Raw genomic sequence first — 16,661 nt, forward strand, 5'->3', positions numbered from 1 at the left:
TAGAGCGAAAAATTATCGTATACGCGATCGTAAGCTGATCGTAAGCAAACACTTGTCATCAAGCCGTCATACGGCTGATTGGCGGCTGCCGTGGTGTGCGACGGGGATCAATAGCGGATGCGCAACTCCGCGCGTGCGCCGGGCGGGATCTCCACCGACCAGGTCGCCACGCCATCCACCGGCCGGAGCGTCGCATCGTCCGCGGTGATCGTCTGCCCGGCGCGGCCGATCGGCACGTCGAGCTGCACCGGCCGCGGCGAGGCGTTGCTCGCCTCGATCAGCGCCGCCTTCGGGCCGAGCGACGTCTGCGCGACGGTGACCTGTTCGCTGGTGCCGGCGGCGATGCGGATCGTCTCGCCCTCCGCCTTGTCGCCGAGCGATCCCAGGCCGATCAGCAGCCGGTCGTCGCCGCGACGCGCATAAGCGGCGGTGCTGCCCGACGGGAGCGGCAGGCCGAGGCCGCCCTGCGCGCGGTTGCGCAGCACCAGCGTCACGGCGGTCGGCATCGGCGGCGTCGTCGCGCCCGGATCGAGCTGCCGCCGATAGCGCCGCTCGAAGGGCACCGCGGTCCGCGCGAGCAAAGCGACCTGCTTCTGCCCGCGCGCACCGACCGTCACCGGCGCCGGCACGCGATACAGTTTCAGGTCGCCGAGATCCTCGGGCGGGGGCGGCGGCGGGGGCGGCGGTGGCGGCGGTGGCGGTGCGGCCGGCGCGGCCATGTCGCGCATCACTCTTATGCCGGTGACGATGATCTCGGCGGACGCCATCGCCGCAAGGTCCGACGTCGTCGTCCCCAGCGGATAGCAGCGCAGCGACAGCGCCCCCACCGCGGCGCGCAATTGTGGCGTGTAGACGCGGTTGAGCGTGCCCGCGACCGCCGCGACATCCGCGTGCGCGAACGCCCTGGCATTGCCGTTGGCCAGCGTCAGCCAGGCGAACAGATCGAGCGTTCGCCCGTCGGGCGCGAGGGTCGCGACATACGCGGCGCGCCAGTCGAAATCGCTGGCGATATAGCTCAGCCGCACCGTCACCGTGCGTGCCGTCGGGCTGATCGTGGTGACGCTCAGCACCGGTTTGCTGGACAGGCCGGCGGGCACGCCGGGGAACGACAGCCGTTCGGGCAGGCCGGAACAGCGCAGCGTCTCGATCCCCGTGGCGGTGCGCAGCACCACGCCGGGGTGCGGCCCGGTGACGATCGTCGCGCTTTCGCTGCTGGTGCGGCTGGTGGCGCGGTCGGTGCGGGTCAGCGTCACCTGGCGACCGAGCGTGCCGTCGACCAGCGCCGCGGGCGACAGCAGCCGCAGGTCGCGGTTCTTCTCGACCACGCCGCCCGGCAGGCCATCGATCACCGCGCTGGCCGGCACGATCCCGTCGGCGACGCCTTCGAAGCGCAGCGTCGCGCGGCCGCGCGGCAGGGCGATGCGGCGCGTCTCGGTGACCTGCGCGAAGCCGCCCAGCCAGCGCAGGTCGATCGCGCCGCGGCCATAAGCCGCACGATAGACGGTCAGCGCCACCCGCTGCGACGCGGCGGAGGTCACCACCGGCTCGGCGAGCGCCGGACCGGCGACCGCCGCCGCGATCGGCAGCAGCGTCGTAACCAGCACGGCGCGCAGCAGGGCGGCGAGCATCAGTTGCGGGTGTCGAAGGTGGCGGTGACCACCGCTTCCCCGCTGGCGGGCACCGGCACCTGCCATATCGCCGTGCCGGCGCTGCGCCGTTCGCTGCTGCGGCTTTCCTCGACGATCCGGTCGTCGCCCGCATCGAGCCCGGCCTGCGCCAGCTCCACCGTCACGCCGCGGTTGCGGGCGTTGGTCAGGCGATAGCGCATTTGCGTGCGCCAGCGCACATTGCCCAGCTTGGTCCGCGACAGCATGATCGGCTGCACCTTGACGTCGAAGGCGTCGCCGGTCGGCAGCGCGATCGTCGACCCCTGCGGGATATGGTCGATACGGTTCTCGCCGGTGAACTGGGGCTGGCCGCGCGCGTCGCGGACGTACACGCGCACGACGCCGGCGGGGAGCGCATCGCCGAGGCCCGCCGCCCCCGAATTGGCGAAGCGCAGGATGCTCTGCGCGCTGCGCGGTTCGTCGGCGGCGCCGAGCCAGCCATTCTCGAAACGATAGCCGGCGCTCGCGGTGACGCCCTTGGCGTCGAGGAAACTGACCTGCTTGGTCTGCTTGTCGGCGATCGTCGTCCGCTCGGCGAGCGGATAGACGTAGAAGTCGCCGAGCTGCTCGCGCGTCGCGCTCTCCGTGCCGGGCTGCATCCGCACCGGCCGTCGCGGCCGCGGGCGATAGCCGTTCTCGTCGTCGGTGTCGCCGCTGCCGACGTCGCCCGCGACGAGCAGCGTCCGCGCCGCGTTGAAGGTCGTGCCGCTCGTATTGCGCAGCGTCACCCAGCCCTGCATGTCGATCGTGCCGCTTTTGTCGTCGAACAACGCGACGTAATCGGCGCTCCAGCCGAGACCGCGGCTGAGATAGGACAATCGCGCCGGCCGCGTGCCGGCGCGGCTGCTCGCCAGCGTGACCGTCAGCGTCGGCCGCGCGCGCAGCGAATCGGGCACCCGGTCGAACACCGCGCGGACCGGCAGGCCGTCGTCGCGCAGCACCTCGATCCGGCCGGCGATGTCGAGCACGACGCCGCCGTTGACCGCCAGCACCTTCGCCCGCTCGCGCGTTTCGGCGCCGGTCGCCGGGTTGGTCCGCACCAGCGTGATCGTCTCGCCGACCGCTTTCTCCATCAGGCTGGACGGGCTCAGCAGGTCGAAATCGAAATTCTGTTCGACGATCGTCGCGTCGGGCACCGACAGCGACACCGTCTCGGGCCGGATCTGCGCGCTGACGTCCGGGAAGCCCTGCCGCACCCGCCCCGCCGCCAGATCGAGCGTGCGGACGTCCTGTACCAGCGCGACGTCGTTGTTGTAGATGGTGACGGACACGTCGCCCTGCGCGCTGCCCGCCCCCGGCGCGGCGGCGGGCGGCGGCACCTGCTGCGCCCCCGCGCTTGCCGGCACGGCCAGCAGCATCGCCAAAGTCCAACTGCCCCGCATCGCTCCACTCCCCCTCGGCCCGCGCGCATCATGCGGGGCGGGGCGCCGGAACGCAATCGGCGCTGCCCGGTCGCGCGCGCTTGTCACGGCCCCGCCGGTGCCGGCATGATGTGTCTTCATCTTGCAGGAGGCCGTGTGACCCGTCCGTTTCGTCTCGTCGATGTGTTCGGCACCGATCCCTATACCGGCAACCCGCTCGCCGTCGTCGCCGATGCCGAGGGGCTGACCACCGAGGACATGCAGCGGATCGCCGGCTGGCTGAACTTCTCGGAGACCACCTTCCTGTTGCCGCCGACCGATCCCGCCGCGGATTACTGCGTGCGTATCTTCACCATGGCGCACGAACTGCCCTTCGCGGGTCATCCGACGCTGGGCAGCGCGCACGCCTGGCTGGAGGCGGGCGGCGTGGCGAAGGCGGACGGAACGATCGTCCAGCAATGCGGCGTCGGCCTCGTCGCGATCCGTAGCGAGGGCGGGCGGCTGGCCTTCGCCGCGCCGCCGCTGCTGCGCAGCGGGCCGCCGAGCGAGGCGGAGATCGCCGAGGTCGCCGCGATCCTGCGGATCGAGCGCGACGCGATCGTCGATGCCGCCTGGGTGGACAACGGCCCCGGCTGGATCGCGGTGATGCTCCGCTCGGCCGCGGCGGTGCTCGCGATCGAGCCCGCGCGGCATCATCCCGGCCGGGTCGACATCGGCGTCGTCGGCGCGCACGCGCCCGACGGCGACGCCGCGTTCGAGCTGCGCGCGATCTTCAGCGATGCGCATGGCGGGCTGATCGAGGACCCGGTCACGGGCAGCCTCAACGCGTCCGTCGGCCAATGGCTGTTCGCCAGCGGCCGCGTGCAGGGCGGCTATGTCGCCGCGCAGGGCACCCGGCTGGGGCGGACGGGTCGCATCCACGTGTCGCAGGACGGCGACGGGCAGGTGTGGGTCGGCGGCGTGACCCGCACGCTCGTCGCGGGGCAGGGCGGCGGCTGAGCGCAGGTCAGGCCGCGGCGATGCGCGGCGCGAGCTTGCCGAACGGCGCGATCAGCCGGCTGTATTCCGCCTCGGGCTGGCCATAGCCGTCGCCGGCGAGCTCCTCGAGCTTCTGCCGGTCGAGGATGACGACGCGGCCGCGCTTGGAGCGGATCATCCCCGCGCCCTCCAGCACGTGCAGCGAGACGGTGACGCCCGATCGTTCGGCCGCGACCATGATCGCCATGAATTCGTGGGTCAGCGGAATGTCGTCGCTGTCGTAGCGGTCGTGGCACATCAGCAGCCAGCGCGCGAGCCGCGCCTCGATCCGCTGATGCGCGTTCGACACCGTGCTGTTGGCCGCCTGCGTGATCACGGTCTGGACGTAGCGCAGCAGCGCGATCCGCAACGTCCGGCTGTGATCCACCGCGGCGAGGAACGGCGCCGCGGCGATCTTGAGCCCGTTGTGGCCGTTGACCTGGATGAAGATCTCATGCGGTGAGATGCCCGCGCCGAGCAGCAGGGCGGTGCCGGCGAACCCCTCGCGGCCGAAGATGCCGACCTCGGTCGGGCTGATGTCCGCCGACACCGCGACGACCGATCCGACGCCGCCTTCCAGGAACCAGACGTGTTCGATCGGCTGGTTGAGCGGCACCAGCACCTGTTTCACCTGCAACGCCTCGCGCGCCAGATGCGGCGCGAGCAGCGCCAGATCCTCGGGCAGCAAGGATGCGAGCAGGATGTTCATCGTATCGTGACCGTTGAAGTGTGGCATGGACGCGCACCTTGTCTTGGGGCGAAAGCGTCGGCGACTCCCGGTCATTCGCGCCCTGATCAACGGCGAAGGATTGCACCGGGGTAGGCGGCGGCACCCCCGACACCAAGCACATAGGTGAAGCGCGCCGGCCTATATCATCGCCCGCGGGGAACCGTCCGGCGTCGCACATTGGATTGTCACCGACCGGGTGAATGGCGATGCGTCGGATCGTGATCCGTTCCGGATTCACCCCAAGGCGGACCGATGACCGACGAGAACAAGACGGACCCACGATACGTCAATCGTATGGTGTCCGCTCGGGCGCAGGGGGGTGTTCCGGTCCGTCCCGATCGCGTGCTCGACATCACCGTCCCGCCCCGGCCGTCGCCGCCCGTCTTCGACAGCCGCCTGCTCGACTCGCCGTTCCTCTCGCGCGTCGAGCGGCAGGCTCTGCGCGAGGCGATGGGGTCGCCCACGCTCGTGTCGGCCTATACCGATCTGGTGCGCGAGGACGGCCGCGCCGGCGACCTGATCCTGATCGCGCACGGCTGGGGAGGGCGTTATGCGACCACCCGTCAGGGCGGCCGCCAGTTCCTCGCGCTGCTGGTGCCCGGCGACGTCGCCAACCTCGACACGTTGCTGTTCGACCGGCTCGATTATGGCGTGCTGACGTTGACCGAGGCCAGCATCGTCCGGCTGCGCCGTGGCGACGTCGCGGCGCTCGCCGCGCAGCACCCTGGTATCGCGCGGAGCTTCACCTGGCTCGCGATCCAGGACAATGCGACGCTCGGCCAATGGACCTTGTCGCTCGGCCGCCGGTCGGCACGGGCGCGGCTCGCGCATCTCTTATGTGAGCTCAGCACGCGGCTGGCGGCGGAACACCAGGGCCGCAGCCGCTTCCGCCTGCCGCTGACGCAGGAGCATCTCGCCGACGTGCTCGGCCTCACCTCGGTCCACGTCAACCGCATGATGCGCGAACTGCGCGACCAGGGCCTGATCGAGGCGGGCGATCGCGTCATCACCATCCCGAACGTCGCCAAATTGCACCGCGAGGGCGATTTCGACCCCGGTTATCTCCACGCGGGCTCGGTACCGGTTCTCCACCTCGTCTGACGGGATCCCGTACGCAACGCGGGCTACGCCACGCTGAGGGAGGCACGTTCCAACCCGGATCGAGACCGAAGTTAGAAACTAGGGTCGATCGACATTCAACTCGCGGACGATGACAATTCCTCCCCCGCCAGGGGGAGGTGGCGCGGCGAAGCCGTGACGGAGGGGGAGGACACGGAACAGACGTGTCGCTTACCTCCCCCTCCGTCATGCCTGCGGCATGCCACCTCCCCCTGGCGGGGGAGGACTTACGCTATGACGATGAATGTCTATTTCGCCTAGAACACCACTCGGGGCTCGCCGCTCAGCCGTGCGGACGCATCACCACCTTGATGACGCCGTCTTCCTTGTCGCGGAATTTGGCGTACATTTCGGGCGCATCCTCCAGACTGGCCGGATGCGTGATGACGAAGCTCGGGTCGATCTCGCCGGCTACGATCTTCTCCAGCAGCGGCTTGGTGTAGCGCTGCACGTGGGTCTGGCCGAGCTTGATCGTCAGTCCCTTGTTCATCGCGGCACCGATCGGCAATTTGTCTCCCATGCCGACATAGACGCCGGGCACCGATACGGTGCCGCCTTTTCGGCAGCTCATGATCGCCTGGCGCAAGACGTGGACGCGATCGGTGGCGAGCATCACGCTGGCCTTGACCTTGTCCATGACCGCGTCGGCGGCGCCGTGCCCGGCCGCCTCGCAGCCGACCGCATCGATACAGCTGTCGGGGCCGCGCCCCTTCGTGCGTGCCTGCAGTTCGTCGTAAACGTCGGTCTCGGCGAAGTTGATCGTCTCGGCGCCGCCGGCTTCCGCCATGGCAAGCCGCTCGGGCAGCTCGTCGATCGCGATCACGCGCCCCGCACCCATCATCAGCGCGGAGCGAATGGCGAACTGGCCGACCGGGCCGCAGCCCCAGATGGCGACGGTGTCGCCCGGCTCGATCTGCGCGTTCTCCGCGGCCATATAGCCGGTCGGGAAGATGTCCGAGAGGAACAATGCCTGGTCGTCGGTGACGGTGTCGGGGATCTTGATCGGGCCGATGTCGGCCATGGGCACCCGGAGATATTCGGCTTGGCCGCCGCAATAGCCGCCCAGCATGTGGCTGAAGCCGAACAGGCCGGCGGGCGAGTGGCCCATCGCCTTGGCGGCCATCTCGGCATTGGGATTGGTCCGGTCGCACGCGGCGAACAGACCCTTGCGGCAGAACCAGCAGTCGCCGCAGCTGATCGTGAACGGCACCACCACGCGGTCGCCGATCCGCAGGTTGGTGACCTCGGAGCCCAGCGCGACGACCTCGCCCATATTCTCGTGGCCGAGGATGTCGCCCGCCTCCATGGTGGGCTGATAGCCATCGAGCAGGTGAAGGTCCGATCCGCAGATCGCGCACGCGGTGACCTTGATGATCGCGTCGCGCGGATGTTTGATCTCTGGGTCCGCGACGGTGTCGACGCGAACGTCACCCTTACCGTGCCAGCATAATGCGCGCATGAATCGTCTCCGTATGGGCAGGAGCTCCGCCTGGATCGGAAAAGCGACTGAACCCCCTCAACGTCGTGGATCGCGGAATGGGCCCGGCAGGTAACGCGCTCGACAGCGGCAGGGCGGCGCACCACATCCACCCCATGAACAGCTACGCCAAGACCGACGAGGCCATTGCCGCCCTGACTCCGGAGCAGTTCCGCGTCACCCAGCAGAACGGCACGGAGCGCCCCGGCACCGGTCCGCTCCTGAAGAACAAGGATGCGGGCATCTATGTCGACATCGTCTCGGGCGAGCCGTTGTTCGCCAGCGACGACAAATATGAGTCCGGCTGCGGATGGCCCAGCTTCACGAGGCCGATCGACGCCCGCCATGTGAAGGCGAGGCGGGACTGGTCGATGCTCATCCCGCGTACCGAGGTGCGCTCGGCGCAGGGGGACAGCCATCTCGGCCACGTGTTCAAGGATGGGCCGCGCGACCGCGGCGGCCTGCGCTATTGCATCAACTCGGCGGCGCTGCGCTTCGTGCCGCGCGCGGAAATGGCCGAGCAGGGCTATGGCGCCTATCTGGACCAGATCGCGGCGCCGTGCGCGATCACGCAGCGTGCGGTACTCGCCGGCGGTTGCTTCTGGGGCATGCAGGACCTTATCCGCAAGCTGCCCGGCGTCCTCTCGACGCGGGTCGGCTATTCGGGCGGCGATGTGGCCAATGCCACGTATCGCAAGCACGGCAGCCATGCCGAAGCGATCGAGATCGTCTTCGACCCCGCCCGCACCGATTTCCGCGCGTTGCTCGAATTCTTCTTCCAGATCCACGATCCGACCACGGTCGACCGGCAAGGCAACGATCGCGGCGCCAGCTATCGGTCCGCCATCTTCTATACGGACGACGGGCAGAAGGCGGTCGCCGAGGAGACCATCGCGGACGTCGAGGCCTCCGGGCTCTGGCCGGGCAGTGTGGTCACCGAGCTGGCGCCGGTGGGCGAATTCTGGGAATCCGAGCCGGAACATCAGGACTATCTGCAGCGTCGGCCGAACGGCTATACCTGTCACTTCGTGCGGCCGAAGTGGAAGCTGCCGCGGGCGTCGGCACCCGGCGGCGAGAGCGTAGCGACCTGATCGCCTAACCGGTCCGCCCCGCCCGCGCGGGACGCAGCGATCCGAGCGTGGCGAACGCGACGCAACCCGCAGCGACCGCCAGCGCCGCCGCCAGGATCGCCGCCGACCGGAACGTCTCGACCAGCGCCGCACCGGTCTGCGCGATCACCGCGCCGGCCAGCGCGGTCGCGATCAATCCGCCCGTCCGCGCGATCGCGCTGTTGAACCCCGAGGCGGTGCCGGTGTGCGCCTGATCGACCGACGACAGGACCGCGGTGGTCAGCGGCGCGACGGCCCCCGCCATGCCGAGCGCGACGACGATCATGCCCGGCATCACGCTGGTCCAGTAGCTGCCGGTCGGATCGACGCGGACCAGCAGCAGGAAGCCAAGCCCGGTGACGATCGGCCCGACGGTCAGCGGCCAGCGCGGCCCAATCCGTTCCGTGGTCCTGCCCATCAGCCGCGACGCGGCGCCGATCACGAGCGAGAAGGGAAGCAACGCCAATCCGGCGTGGAGCGGTGAATAGCCGCCGCCGACGATCAGCAGATACGGCAGCAGCACGAGCAGCCCGCCCAGCGCGCCGTACAGCAGGAAGGTCAGCAGCGTCAGGCCGACGAAGGGACGCGACGCGAACATCGCCAGCGGCATCATCGCATCGCCATGCCGGCGATGTTCGACCCACACGAACAGCGTCAGGAGCAGGACGCCGCCGATCAGCCCCGCCCAAATCCGCGGTGACCCCGCATGGGTGCTGGACCAGAGCGTCAGCGCCCAGGTGAGCGTGCCGAGCGCCAGCGTCGCGAGGATGGCGCCGGGCACGTCGAGCGGCTGCTCGCCCTCCGCGCTCTCCTCCACATGGCGCCAGGCGAGGAGGATCGCGACGAGCGCGACCGGCACGTTGATGAGGAAGATCGCCCGCCAGCCCGCCGCGCCGACCAGCCAGCCGCCAAGCGGCGGCCCGACCGCGCTCGCGATCGCGCCGGCGGACGCCCAGGTGCCGACCGCCCGTCCTCTCGCCTCGCCCCGGAACGACGCGCCGAGGATCCCGAGGCTGTTGGGCATCAGCATCGCCGCCCCGACCCCCTGCGCAGCGCGCGCGGCGAGCAGGAGGGGCAGGCCGGGCGCCAGCGCGCAGAGGACCGATGCCGCGGCGAACAGCGCCGTGCCGAGGATCAGCATGCGGCGGCGGCCGAAATGATCGCCCGCCGCGCCGCCGACCAGCAGCAGCGCCGACAGCGGCAGGAGATAGGCATTGACGATCCACTGCAGCGAGGCGGCGTCGCCGTGCAGGTCGCGCCCGATCGACGGCAGCGCGACGTTGGTGACGGAGCCGTCGATGAAGGCGAGGCTCGACGCGAGCATCGTCGCCGCGAGGACCCATCCGGCGTGGGCAGGTGACGCATCGGCGTCGTCCGGGACGGGAGTCGGGTCGGGCGCGCCCGGTTGGGCCAAGGCCGTTGGATGATGGTGCACCGTCGGCGTATAGCCTATCGCCCGGCGTTCGGCGCCCCTGCATCGTGCGGATCGTCGCTGAAGCCAGCGCCGCCGATCCCCGCGCCGCCGGACCCGCCCCCGAACCCGCTTCCGGCTCCGCCCCCGCCTCCAGAACCACCGCCTCCGCTTCGGCCACCATCGTCCTTGCCGCCGCCTTTGCCGCCGCCCGACGATGCGGGCCGTGCCGGTCCCTGCATCGCGATGGTCAGGTCGGCCGGGATCGGATCGAGATCGAGGGCATCGCGCACGAACGCGCGCAGCGAGACGACCAGCTCGTGCGTATGCACGGGATGTCCCGCGACCAGCTCGCGGATCGCCCGGTCCGCCAGCCGGACATGCTCCTCGGTGCCGAGCAGGATGATGTCGGACAGCGCGGCTTCCACGGCGTCGCGGATGCGGCGGGTACGGTCCGATCGCGATGCGCCCTCCGCGCTGAGGTCCAGCGCCGCCATCGGCTCCGTCGCGCCACCGCCCTGGTCGCGCCGTCGCAGATCGCGCCGGTGTGCCGGATCGACCGTCAGATCGCCGGTGAACGAGCCCCCCAGCACCTTATACGCGGCGATGAGCGTCCGGAGCCGCTCGTTGATCTGCCGGTTCATGCGCTCGCGACGCTGCTGGAACGTCATCTGGGTGAGCAGACGGATGCCGACGCCGAGCAGCGTGACCAACGTCAGCCCGAAGATGGTCACGAGCAGGTTTTGCCAGGAGCTGAAATCCAGACCGCGCAATCACATCTCCAATTTGATCAACGGGACCAACGGCAATCGCCCGGGTGCGGCAAGGTGCCGCGGCACGAAACGGATCGTGCGATTGCGGGCCATAAGCGGATGCACCGCATCGGTCACTTCGTGCCGGCGACGACGACCAGCGGATCGCCCCTGCTTCCATCGGCCAGTACCTCCGTTTCGACCGCACCGAACCCCGATCGCTCCATGTAGAGGCGGATCAGCTGCGCCTGTCCGGCAATGTCGAGCGCCCGCCAGATCCGCACCGCCTTCGTCGGAAAACATCGGTTGGAATAACTGACGGCGAAACGTCCGCCCGCTCGCAGGACGCGGCGAACCTCGGCGAACACCGGCACCGGCTGCTGGAGATATTGGACGCCGACGCAGCACAAGGCGACGTCGATGCTCGCATCGGACAGCGGCAATATCGGCGTGGCGTTGAGATCGTTGACGAACCAGCGGGCGAGCCGATCATTGGCGGCGAGTTCGACCGCGTTCATGCCGTGGCCGATGACCTCGGCAGTGGCTGGCGTCGCGGGCAGGTGGCTGATCCAGCTCGACATGAGATCGAGCACGACGGCCTGCGCCGGCATGATGCGCGCATAATAAGCGGTCAGCGCCGCAACCGCTGCGTCGTCGATGTGCGAGACGAGGCGCGGTGGCGCGTAGAAGGCGAGATCGTCACCGTCGTCCACCTTGTCGAAGGCATTCGCCGGCAGTTCGGCACGCCAGTCGCTCGTGCTGGCCTTCGTATCGTCCATAAGCCGCCTCGCGCCGTGATCCCTGCGCCTTGAACGGGCGGCATGGCGATGCGCTCCACGCGCTCGCAACGACGTCGACCCGACAGCCTAGCGGAGCGACATTCATCTTCGTGAAGTAAGTCCTCCCCCGCTAGGGGGAGGTGGCGCGGCGAAGCCGTGACGGAGGGGGAGGACACGAAACCGGCGTGTCGCTTTCCTCCCCCTCCGTCATGCCTGCGGCATGCCACCTCCCCCTGGCGGGGGAGGATTTTGGCTACGACGATGGACGTCGATCCCGCCTGGTCGAGTGACGCGTCGCGCGCCTGCGACAGTTCGGAAGCATCCGCGCACCGATGATAGCGCCAGCCGAGGATGACGCGGCGCACCGGTTGCCCTAGGCTGCGCGATCGGCACAGGATGCCTGAAGATTAGGGCATGTCATAATGAGCGATCGAGACAGCGTTGCCGGCTACAAGGACGTCCTGACCGGCAGCCGCGACGGACCGGACGAGGCAGGAGGCGCGGCGAAGATAGCTCCGGCCTCCGCGCCGGAGTTGAGGACGCTCGCGGGGGTCGCGGTCGGTACGCTGGTCATCGCGGCACTCTATTTTGGTCAGGAGGTGCTGATCCCGATCACGCTGGCGGTCATGCTGTCGTTCGTGTTGTCGCCCGTCGTGAACCTGCTTCAGCGCCTGCGGTTGTGGCGGGCGCCCGCCGTGATGCTCACGGTGCTGGCCGCATTGGGAATCCTGGGGCTCTTCGGTACGCTGATCGGCAGCCAGGCCGCCTCGCTCACCGCCAATGCGCCACAATATGCGCAGACGATCCAGGCCAAGGTGGAGAAGGTGCAGGGGTTCGCGCTGTCGCGGATGGCATTGATCACCAAGGAGCTGGGCGGCGGCCGGCACGCGGCCGCTCCGCGCGGCGCCGCACCCGCCCCCACGCTCGCCGCCGGCGCGGCGCAGCCCGCTGCGGGCCAGCGGCGCCCCGTACCGGTCCAGGTCGTGCAGGAGAGCACATCGCCCTTCACGATCGCGCGAACGGTGGTCGAGCCGATCCTGGGGCCATTGGAAACGACGATCATCGTCTTGATCGTCGCGATCTTCGTGCTGATGCAGAAGGAGGATCTGCGCGACCGCTTCATCCGCGTGTTCGGGTCGAGCGATCTCCACCGGACGACGCGCGCGCTCGACGACGCCGGTCAGCGGCTGAGCAAATACTTCCTGTCGCAGCTGGCGGTGAATACCTGCTTTGGCCTGGTCATCGGCATCGGCCTGTGGGTGATCGGCGTGCCGTCGCCGGCGATGTGGGGCGTGATGGCGGGGCTGCTGCGCTTCGTGCCGTATATCGGCTCGTTCCTCGCCGCGGTTGCGCCCGCCGCCCTCGGTGCGGCGGTCGACCCGGGCTGGGGCATGGCGATCGAGGTGGTGGCGCTGTTCGTCGTGGTCGAGCCGATCACCGGCTATGTCGTCGAGCCGCTGCTTTATGGCCATTCGACCGGGCTCTCGCCCGTATCGGTGATCGTGTCGGCGATCTTCTGGACGTGGCTGTGGGGCCCGATCGGCCTCATCATGTCGACGCCGCTGACACTATGCCTCGTCGTGATGGGCCGGCACGTCAAAAGCCTGGAGTTCTTCGACGTACTGCTCGGCGATCGCCCCGCTCTGACGCCGGTCGAAAGCTTCTACCAGCGCATCCTCGCCGACAATCCGGACGAGGCGCTGGCGCAGGCCGAGACGCTGCTCGCCGATCGGTCGCTGGCGGATTATTACGACGGCGTCGTGCTGGCAGGCCTGAAGCTCGCGGTCGAGGATCAGGCGCGCGGCACGATCGATCGCGCCGGGGCGCGGAGCATGACGCGCTCGATGCTCTCGGTGATCGGCGAGTTGAAGTCGCACGGTATTGCGCATGATCAGCCCGCCATCCACGTCGGGACGGTCGCCTGTGTCGCCGGCCATGGCGCGTTCGACGAAGCGGTGACCGCCATGATGGCGCAGCTCTTGGAGCAGCGCGACATCGCGGCCAGGACGATCCCGTATGGCGATGTCGGTCGCGAGACCATCGGCAGTTTGGATCTTGCCGGTGTGACGACGATCATGGTGTCGTATCTGGAGCTGAACGGGTCGCCTGCGCAATTGCGCTATTTGGTGCGGCGTCTGCGCGCCAAGGCGCCTGCGGCGCGGATCATCGTCGGCCTGTGGCCGCAAGGGGAGGCGGCGCTGACCGATGCGGCGATCCAGCGCGAGCTTGGCGCGGACGGCTATGTCGGATCGCTCTCGGCGGCGCTCGCTATCATCGCCGCGCCCGCCACCTCGGAGCAGGTCGCGGCCTGACACCGGATGCACCGGCGGCGCTTCCGTGTGCCGCCGGTCGGGCCGGCCGCGCTCCGATATCGATCAGAACGAGGCGGGATCGCCATGTATCGGCGTAGCGAAATTCCTCCCCCGCCAGGGGGAGGAATTGTCATCGTCCACGAGTGAATGTCGATTGGCCCGAGGTCCGACAGGGGATGCGCTCACGCTTGCGCGCAATCCGCCCCTCCATCCCAGTGGAGGGGCGGAGCGCTAGCCCTCAGGCAGCCGCACCCCCGTCGATGTTGAGCGTGGTGCCCGTGATGTAGCTCGCATCGGGCCCGGCGAGGAACGAGACCGCACCCGCGATCTCCTCGACCTTGCCGTAGCGGCCGAGCGGAATGAATCCGATCATCTGCTGCGCGAACGCGCCGTCGGCGGGGTTCATATCGGTATCGATCGGACCCGGTTGCACCGTGTTGACCAGGATATTGCGCGCTGCGAGATCCTTCGCCCAGCCTCGTGCGAGCGCCGCCACCGCGGCCTTGGTCGCGCTGTAGACTGCGGTCGCCGGGAAGGCGAGTTCGCCCGAGACGCTGCCGATCAGGATGATCCGCCCGCCATCGTTGAAATGCGGCAACGCCGCGCGCGTGCCGACGTGCAGGCCCTTCACGTTGACGCCGAACTGGCGATCGAAGGTCTCGTCCGTGTCGTCGGCGACCGCCGAGAATTCGGCCACCCCCGCGTTGTGGACCAGGATGTCGATCGCGCCCAGCGCGGCGGCGGCCTGCTCGACGCCCGCGCGCTGCGACACCGGATTGCCGGCGTCGGCCTGGAACGCAAAGGCGCTGTCCCCGGCGCTCTCGATCGCCGCCACGGTAGCGTCTGCGGCAGCCTTGTTGCCGGCGTAGGTGATCGCGACGGTCGCACCGTCGGCCGCCAGCCGTTTGGCGATCGCCGCACCGATGCCGCGCGATCCACCCGTGACGAGCGCCTTTTTGCCCTGAATTGACATGTCGATACTCCGAAATGTGGCCCGCGATCACGCCGTCGTGCGCTGTCGGCAGGGGAGAAGATAAGGCGATGCCTCGACAGTTCAACATATCCGAACTATTAAAATGGTACGGTCTTCCTATATGAGGCGGATGCCTCGCTTCACGCATCCCAGGCTGGAGGACGTTCCACTCGGTCTGGCACTCCATGCGCTGGCCGATCCCAATCGGCTGGCGATGGTGGCGCGCCTCGCCGCGACCGAGCGGCTGAGCTGCACCGGCGCCGCGCCGTGCGAGTCGATCCCCAAGAGCACGCTGTCCAACCATCTGAAACTGCTTCGCGCCGCGGGGCTGATCGAGACGACCCAAGCCGGGCGCGAGATGATCAACACGCTGCGACGCTTGGATTTCGACCGGCGCTTCCCCGGCCTTCTGGATGTGGTGCTCGCCAACCGGGCAGCCTGAAACGTCCGAAGCTGGGGACGACGCTGCTTGTGGTCAGCGCGTTTGCGTTACGGACGATCCCATCCTAGACCACGCCCGCTGCGAAAAACGACGGCGTGGTCGACACCACCCTCGCGCACACGCCGGTCGATAGCCGGCGAGCGGCTCCATGATGGCAACGCAGGCTCGACCTGCGCGGGCTGGGAGCGCGGACGAATGCTGGAAGACGTTACGATCATCGGCGCAGGGCTGGGCGGCTTGGTGCTCGCGGGCGCGCTCCATCGCCGCGGCATCGGCGTCGTCGTCCATGAAGGCGAACGATTTCCGGACGCGCGCGGCCAAGGTGGCCTGCTCGATCTGCATGCAAACAGCGGTCAGCAAGCCCTACACACCCTCGAATTGCATGACGCGTTCCTGAAGCTGGTCCGGCCGGGCGAGGATGCCAAGCGGGTCGTCGACAGGCATGGCACGGTGCTGCTCGATCGACCGGGCAATGCCGACTGCGCTTGCCCGGAGGTGGACCGTGGTGACCTGCGCCGGCTGCTGCTGGATGCCCTGCGGCCAGGGATCGTGCGTTGGGACCGCAAGGTCGCGTCGGTGCAGAATGTGGGCGATGGTCGCCACATGGTCGCATTCACCGACGGTTCGACGGTGGAGACGACGCTGCTGATCGGCGCGGACGGCGCTTGGTCGCGCGTCCGCACGCTCGTGACCGACGCCCGGCCTGCTTATACCGGCACCTGCTTTCTGGAGCTTCACTTGGACGCGAATGATCCGCGCGCGGCGGCGGCCGCGGCGGTGATCGGGGCGGGCACGCTGATCGCGGTGGCACCCGGCCAGGGCATTTTGACGCATCATAATGCCGATGGCAGCATCCACACCTATTTGGCGGCCAACCGGCCTGTGGAGTGGCTGGCTGCCGACCTGTCGACCGCGACGGTCCGTATGGCGACCCTGTTCGACGGCTGGGCGCAATCGCTGCGTGCCTTGATCGCCGGCGGCGAGGAGCTTCCGGTGATACGTCCCATCTACGCGCTGCCGCCGTCGCTGGCCTGGCCGCGCGTTCCGGGCGTGACGCTGCTGGGGGACGCCGCGCACCTCATGTCGCCGTTCGCAGGTGAGGGCGCCAATCTGGCAATGCTTGACGGAGCGGAGCTTGCGCGCGCGTTGATCGACCATCACGATCGGGAAGACGCGCTAGCCGCTTATGAGCATCAGCTGTTCGCACGCAGCCAACCGATCGCACGGATCAGCGCCGGCAACCTGTCTTCCTTCTTCGGCCCGGACGCGCCTGCGAGCGTCGTGGATCTGTTCGAGACCCGCTGAGCGGGATGTCGGCTTCTGGACGGCTGTATCGCGCTGCGACGATCGGCCGGATCGCTGACGTCACGGTCACGGCGCGGGATCGTCTGCGGGAAACGCTGCAATGCCTGATCGCCGTCATTAGAACGCGAAACCAGAACCTGCAGCGGATGGTCGGGGAGACAGGATTCGAACCTGCGACATCCTGCTCCCAAAGCAGACGATAAAGCC

General features: G+C 68.9%; 14 protein-coding genes. 6 read left to right on the plus strand and 8 right to left on the minus strand.

Annotated elements, in window-relative coordinates; translation table 11 throughout:
- Positions 1-107 precede the first annotated feature (107 nt).
- Together SFC76_RS02810 and SFC76_RS02815 are read right to left on the minus strand one after the other, a co-directional pair.
- Entirely contained in the window at positions 108-1,628 is a 1,521-nt protein-coding gene (locus tag SFC76_RS02810; protein ID WP_322847957.1) for a hypothetical protein, read from the minus strand.
- Positions 1,628-3,049: a DUF4139 domain-containing protein gene (locus SFC76_RS02815; RefSeq protein WP_322847958.1), complete on the minus strand. Its 1,422-nt coding sequence runs from the start codon at positions 3,047-3,049 to the stop codon at positions 1,628-1,630. The genes SFC76_RS02810 and SFC76_RS02815 overlap by 1 nt, the downstream gene beginning before the upstream one ends.
- A gap of 135 nt (positions 3,050-3,184) precedes the next feature.
- Here SFC76_RS02815 and SFC76_RS02820 point away from each other — a divergent pair, with 135 nt between their 5' ends.
- Entirely contained in the window at positions 3,185-4,027 is an 843-nt protein-coding gene (locus tag SFC76_RS02820) for a PhzF family phenazine biosynthesis protein (protein WP_322847959.1), read from the plus strand.
- Between the two features lie 7 nt (positions 4,028-4,034).
- Here SFC76_RS02820 and SFC76_RS02825 read toward each other — a convergent pair whose 3' ends face one another.
- The gene (locus SFC76_RS02825; protein WP_322847960.1) at positions 4,035-4,781 is read right to left on the minus strand and encodes a Crp/Fnr family transcriptional regulator; all 747 of its coding nucleotides are present in this window, start codon (positions 4,779-4,781) and stop codon (positions 4,035-4,037) included.
- 246 nt (positions 4,782-5,027) lie between these two features.
- Here SFC76_RS02825 and SFC76_RS02830 point away from each other — a divergent pair, with 246 nt between their 5' ends.
- Positions 5,028-5,876 carry a Crp/Fnr family transcriptional regulator gene (locus tag SFC76_RS02830; RefSeq protein WP_322847961.1) on the plus strand — a complete coding sequence of 283 codons (849 nt, stop codon included), beginning with the start codon at positions 5,028-5,030 and terminating at the stop codon, positions 5,874-5,876.
- A 301-nt stretch (positions 5,877-6,177) separates the two neighbouring features.
- Here SFC76_RS02830 and SFC76_RS02835 read toward each other — a convergent pair whose 3' ends face one another.
- Positions 6,178-7,353 carry a zinc-dependent alcohol dehydrogenase gene (locus SFC76_RS02835; protein ID WP_322847962.1) on the minus strand — a complete coding sequence of 392 codons (1,176 nt, stop codon included), beginning with the start codon at positions 7,351-7,353 and terminating at the stop codon, positions 6,178-6,180.
- 134 nt (positions 7,354-7,487) lie between these two features.
- Here SFC76_RS02835 and SFC76_RS02840 point away from each other — a divergent pair, with 134 nt between their 5' ends.
- Complete coding sequence (locus tag SFC76_RS02840) at positions 7,488-8,462, plus strand: bifunctional methionine sulfoxide reductase B/A protein (protein ID WP_322848063.1); 975 nt, start codon at positions 7,488-7,490, stop codon at positions 8,460-8,462.
- A gap of 4 nt (positions 8,463-8,466) precedes the next feature.
- Here the strand turns inward: SFC76_RS02840 and SFC76_RS02845 are convergent, their stop codons facing one another.
- From SFC76_RS02845 to SFC76_RS02855, 3 genes are all read right to left on the minus strand, one after another.
- Positions 8,467-9,894 (minus strand): MFS transporter, encoded by a 1,428-nt coding sequence (locus tag SFC76_RS02845; protein WP_322847963.1) that lies wholly within the window; start codon positions 9,892-9,894, stop codon positions 8,467-8,469.
- Between the two features lie 35 nt (positions 9,895-9,929).
- A complete protein-coding gene (locus SFC76_RS02850) occupies positions 9,930-10,664 on the minus strand; it encodes a hypothetical protein (protein ID WP_322847964.1) in 735 nt (244 codons plus the stop codon).
- Between the two features lie 113 nt (positions 10,665-10,777).
- Positions 10,778-11,422 (minus strand): methyltransferase domain-containing protein, encoded by a 645-nt coding sequence (locus SFC76_RS02855; RefSeq protein ID WP_322847965.1) that lies wholly within the window; start codon positions 11,420-11,422, stop codon positions 10,778-10,780.
- A 422-nt stretch (positions 11,423-11,844) separates the two neighbouring features.
- Here SFC76_RS02855 and SFC76_RS02860 point away from each other — a divergent pair, with 422 nt between their 5' ends.
- Positions 11,845-13,734, plus strand: a complete 1,890-nt coding sequence (locus tag SFC76_RS02860; RefSeq protein WP_322847966.1) for an AI-2E family transporter — start codon at positions 11,845-11,847, stop codon at positions 13,732-13,734.
- 238 nt (positions 13,735-13,972) lie between these two features.
- Here the strand turns inward: SFC76_RS02860 and SFC76_RS02865 are convergent, their stop codons facing one another.
- Complete coding sequence (locus tag SFC76_RS02865; protein ID WP_322847967.1) at positions 13,973-14,707, minus strand: SDR family oxidoreductase; 735 nt, start codon at positions 14,705-14,707, stop codon at positions 13,973-13,975.
- Between the two features lie 130 nt (positions 14,708-14,837).
- Here SFC76_RS02865 and SFC76_RS02870 point away from each other — a divergent pair, with 130 nt between their 5' ends.
- Positions 14,838-15,149: an ArsR/SmtB family transcription factor gene (locus SFC76_RS02870; RefSeq protein WP_322847968.1), complete on the plus strand. Its 312-nt coding sequence runs from the start codon at positions 14,838-14,840 to the stop codon at positions 15,147-15,149.
- Between the two features lie 195 nt (positions 15,150-15,344).
- Complete coding sequence (locus SFC76_RS02875) at positions 15,345-16,454, plus strand: NAD(P)/FAD-dependent oxidoreductase (RefSeq protein ID WP_322847969.1); 1,110 nt, start codon at positions 15,345-15,347, stop codon at positions 16,452-16,454.
- Positions 16,455-16,661: the final 207 nt, after the last annotated feature.

The sequence above is a fragment of the Sphingomonas sp. CD22 genome (genome assembly GCF_034556155.1).
Taxonomy (GTDB): Bacteria; Pseudomonadota; Alphaproteobacteria; order Sphingomonadales; family Sphingomonadaceae; genus Sphingomonas.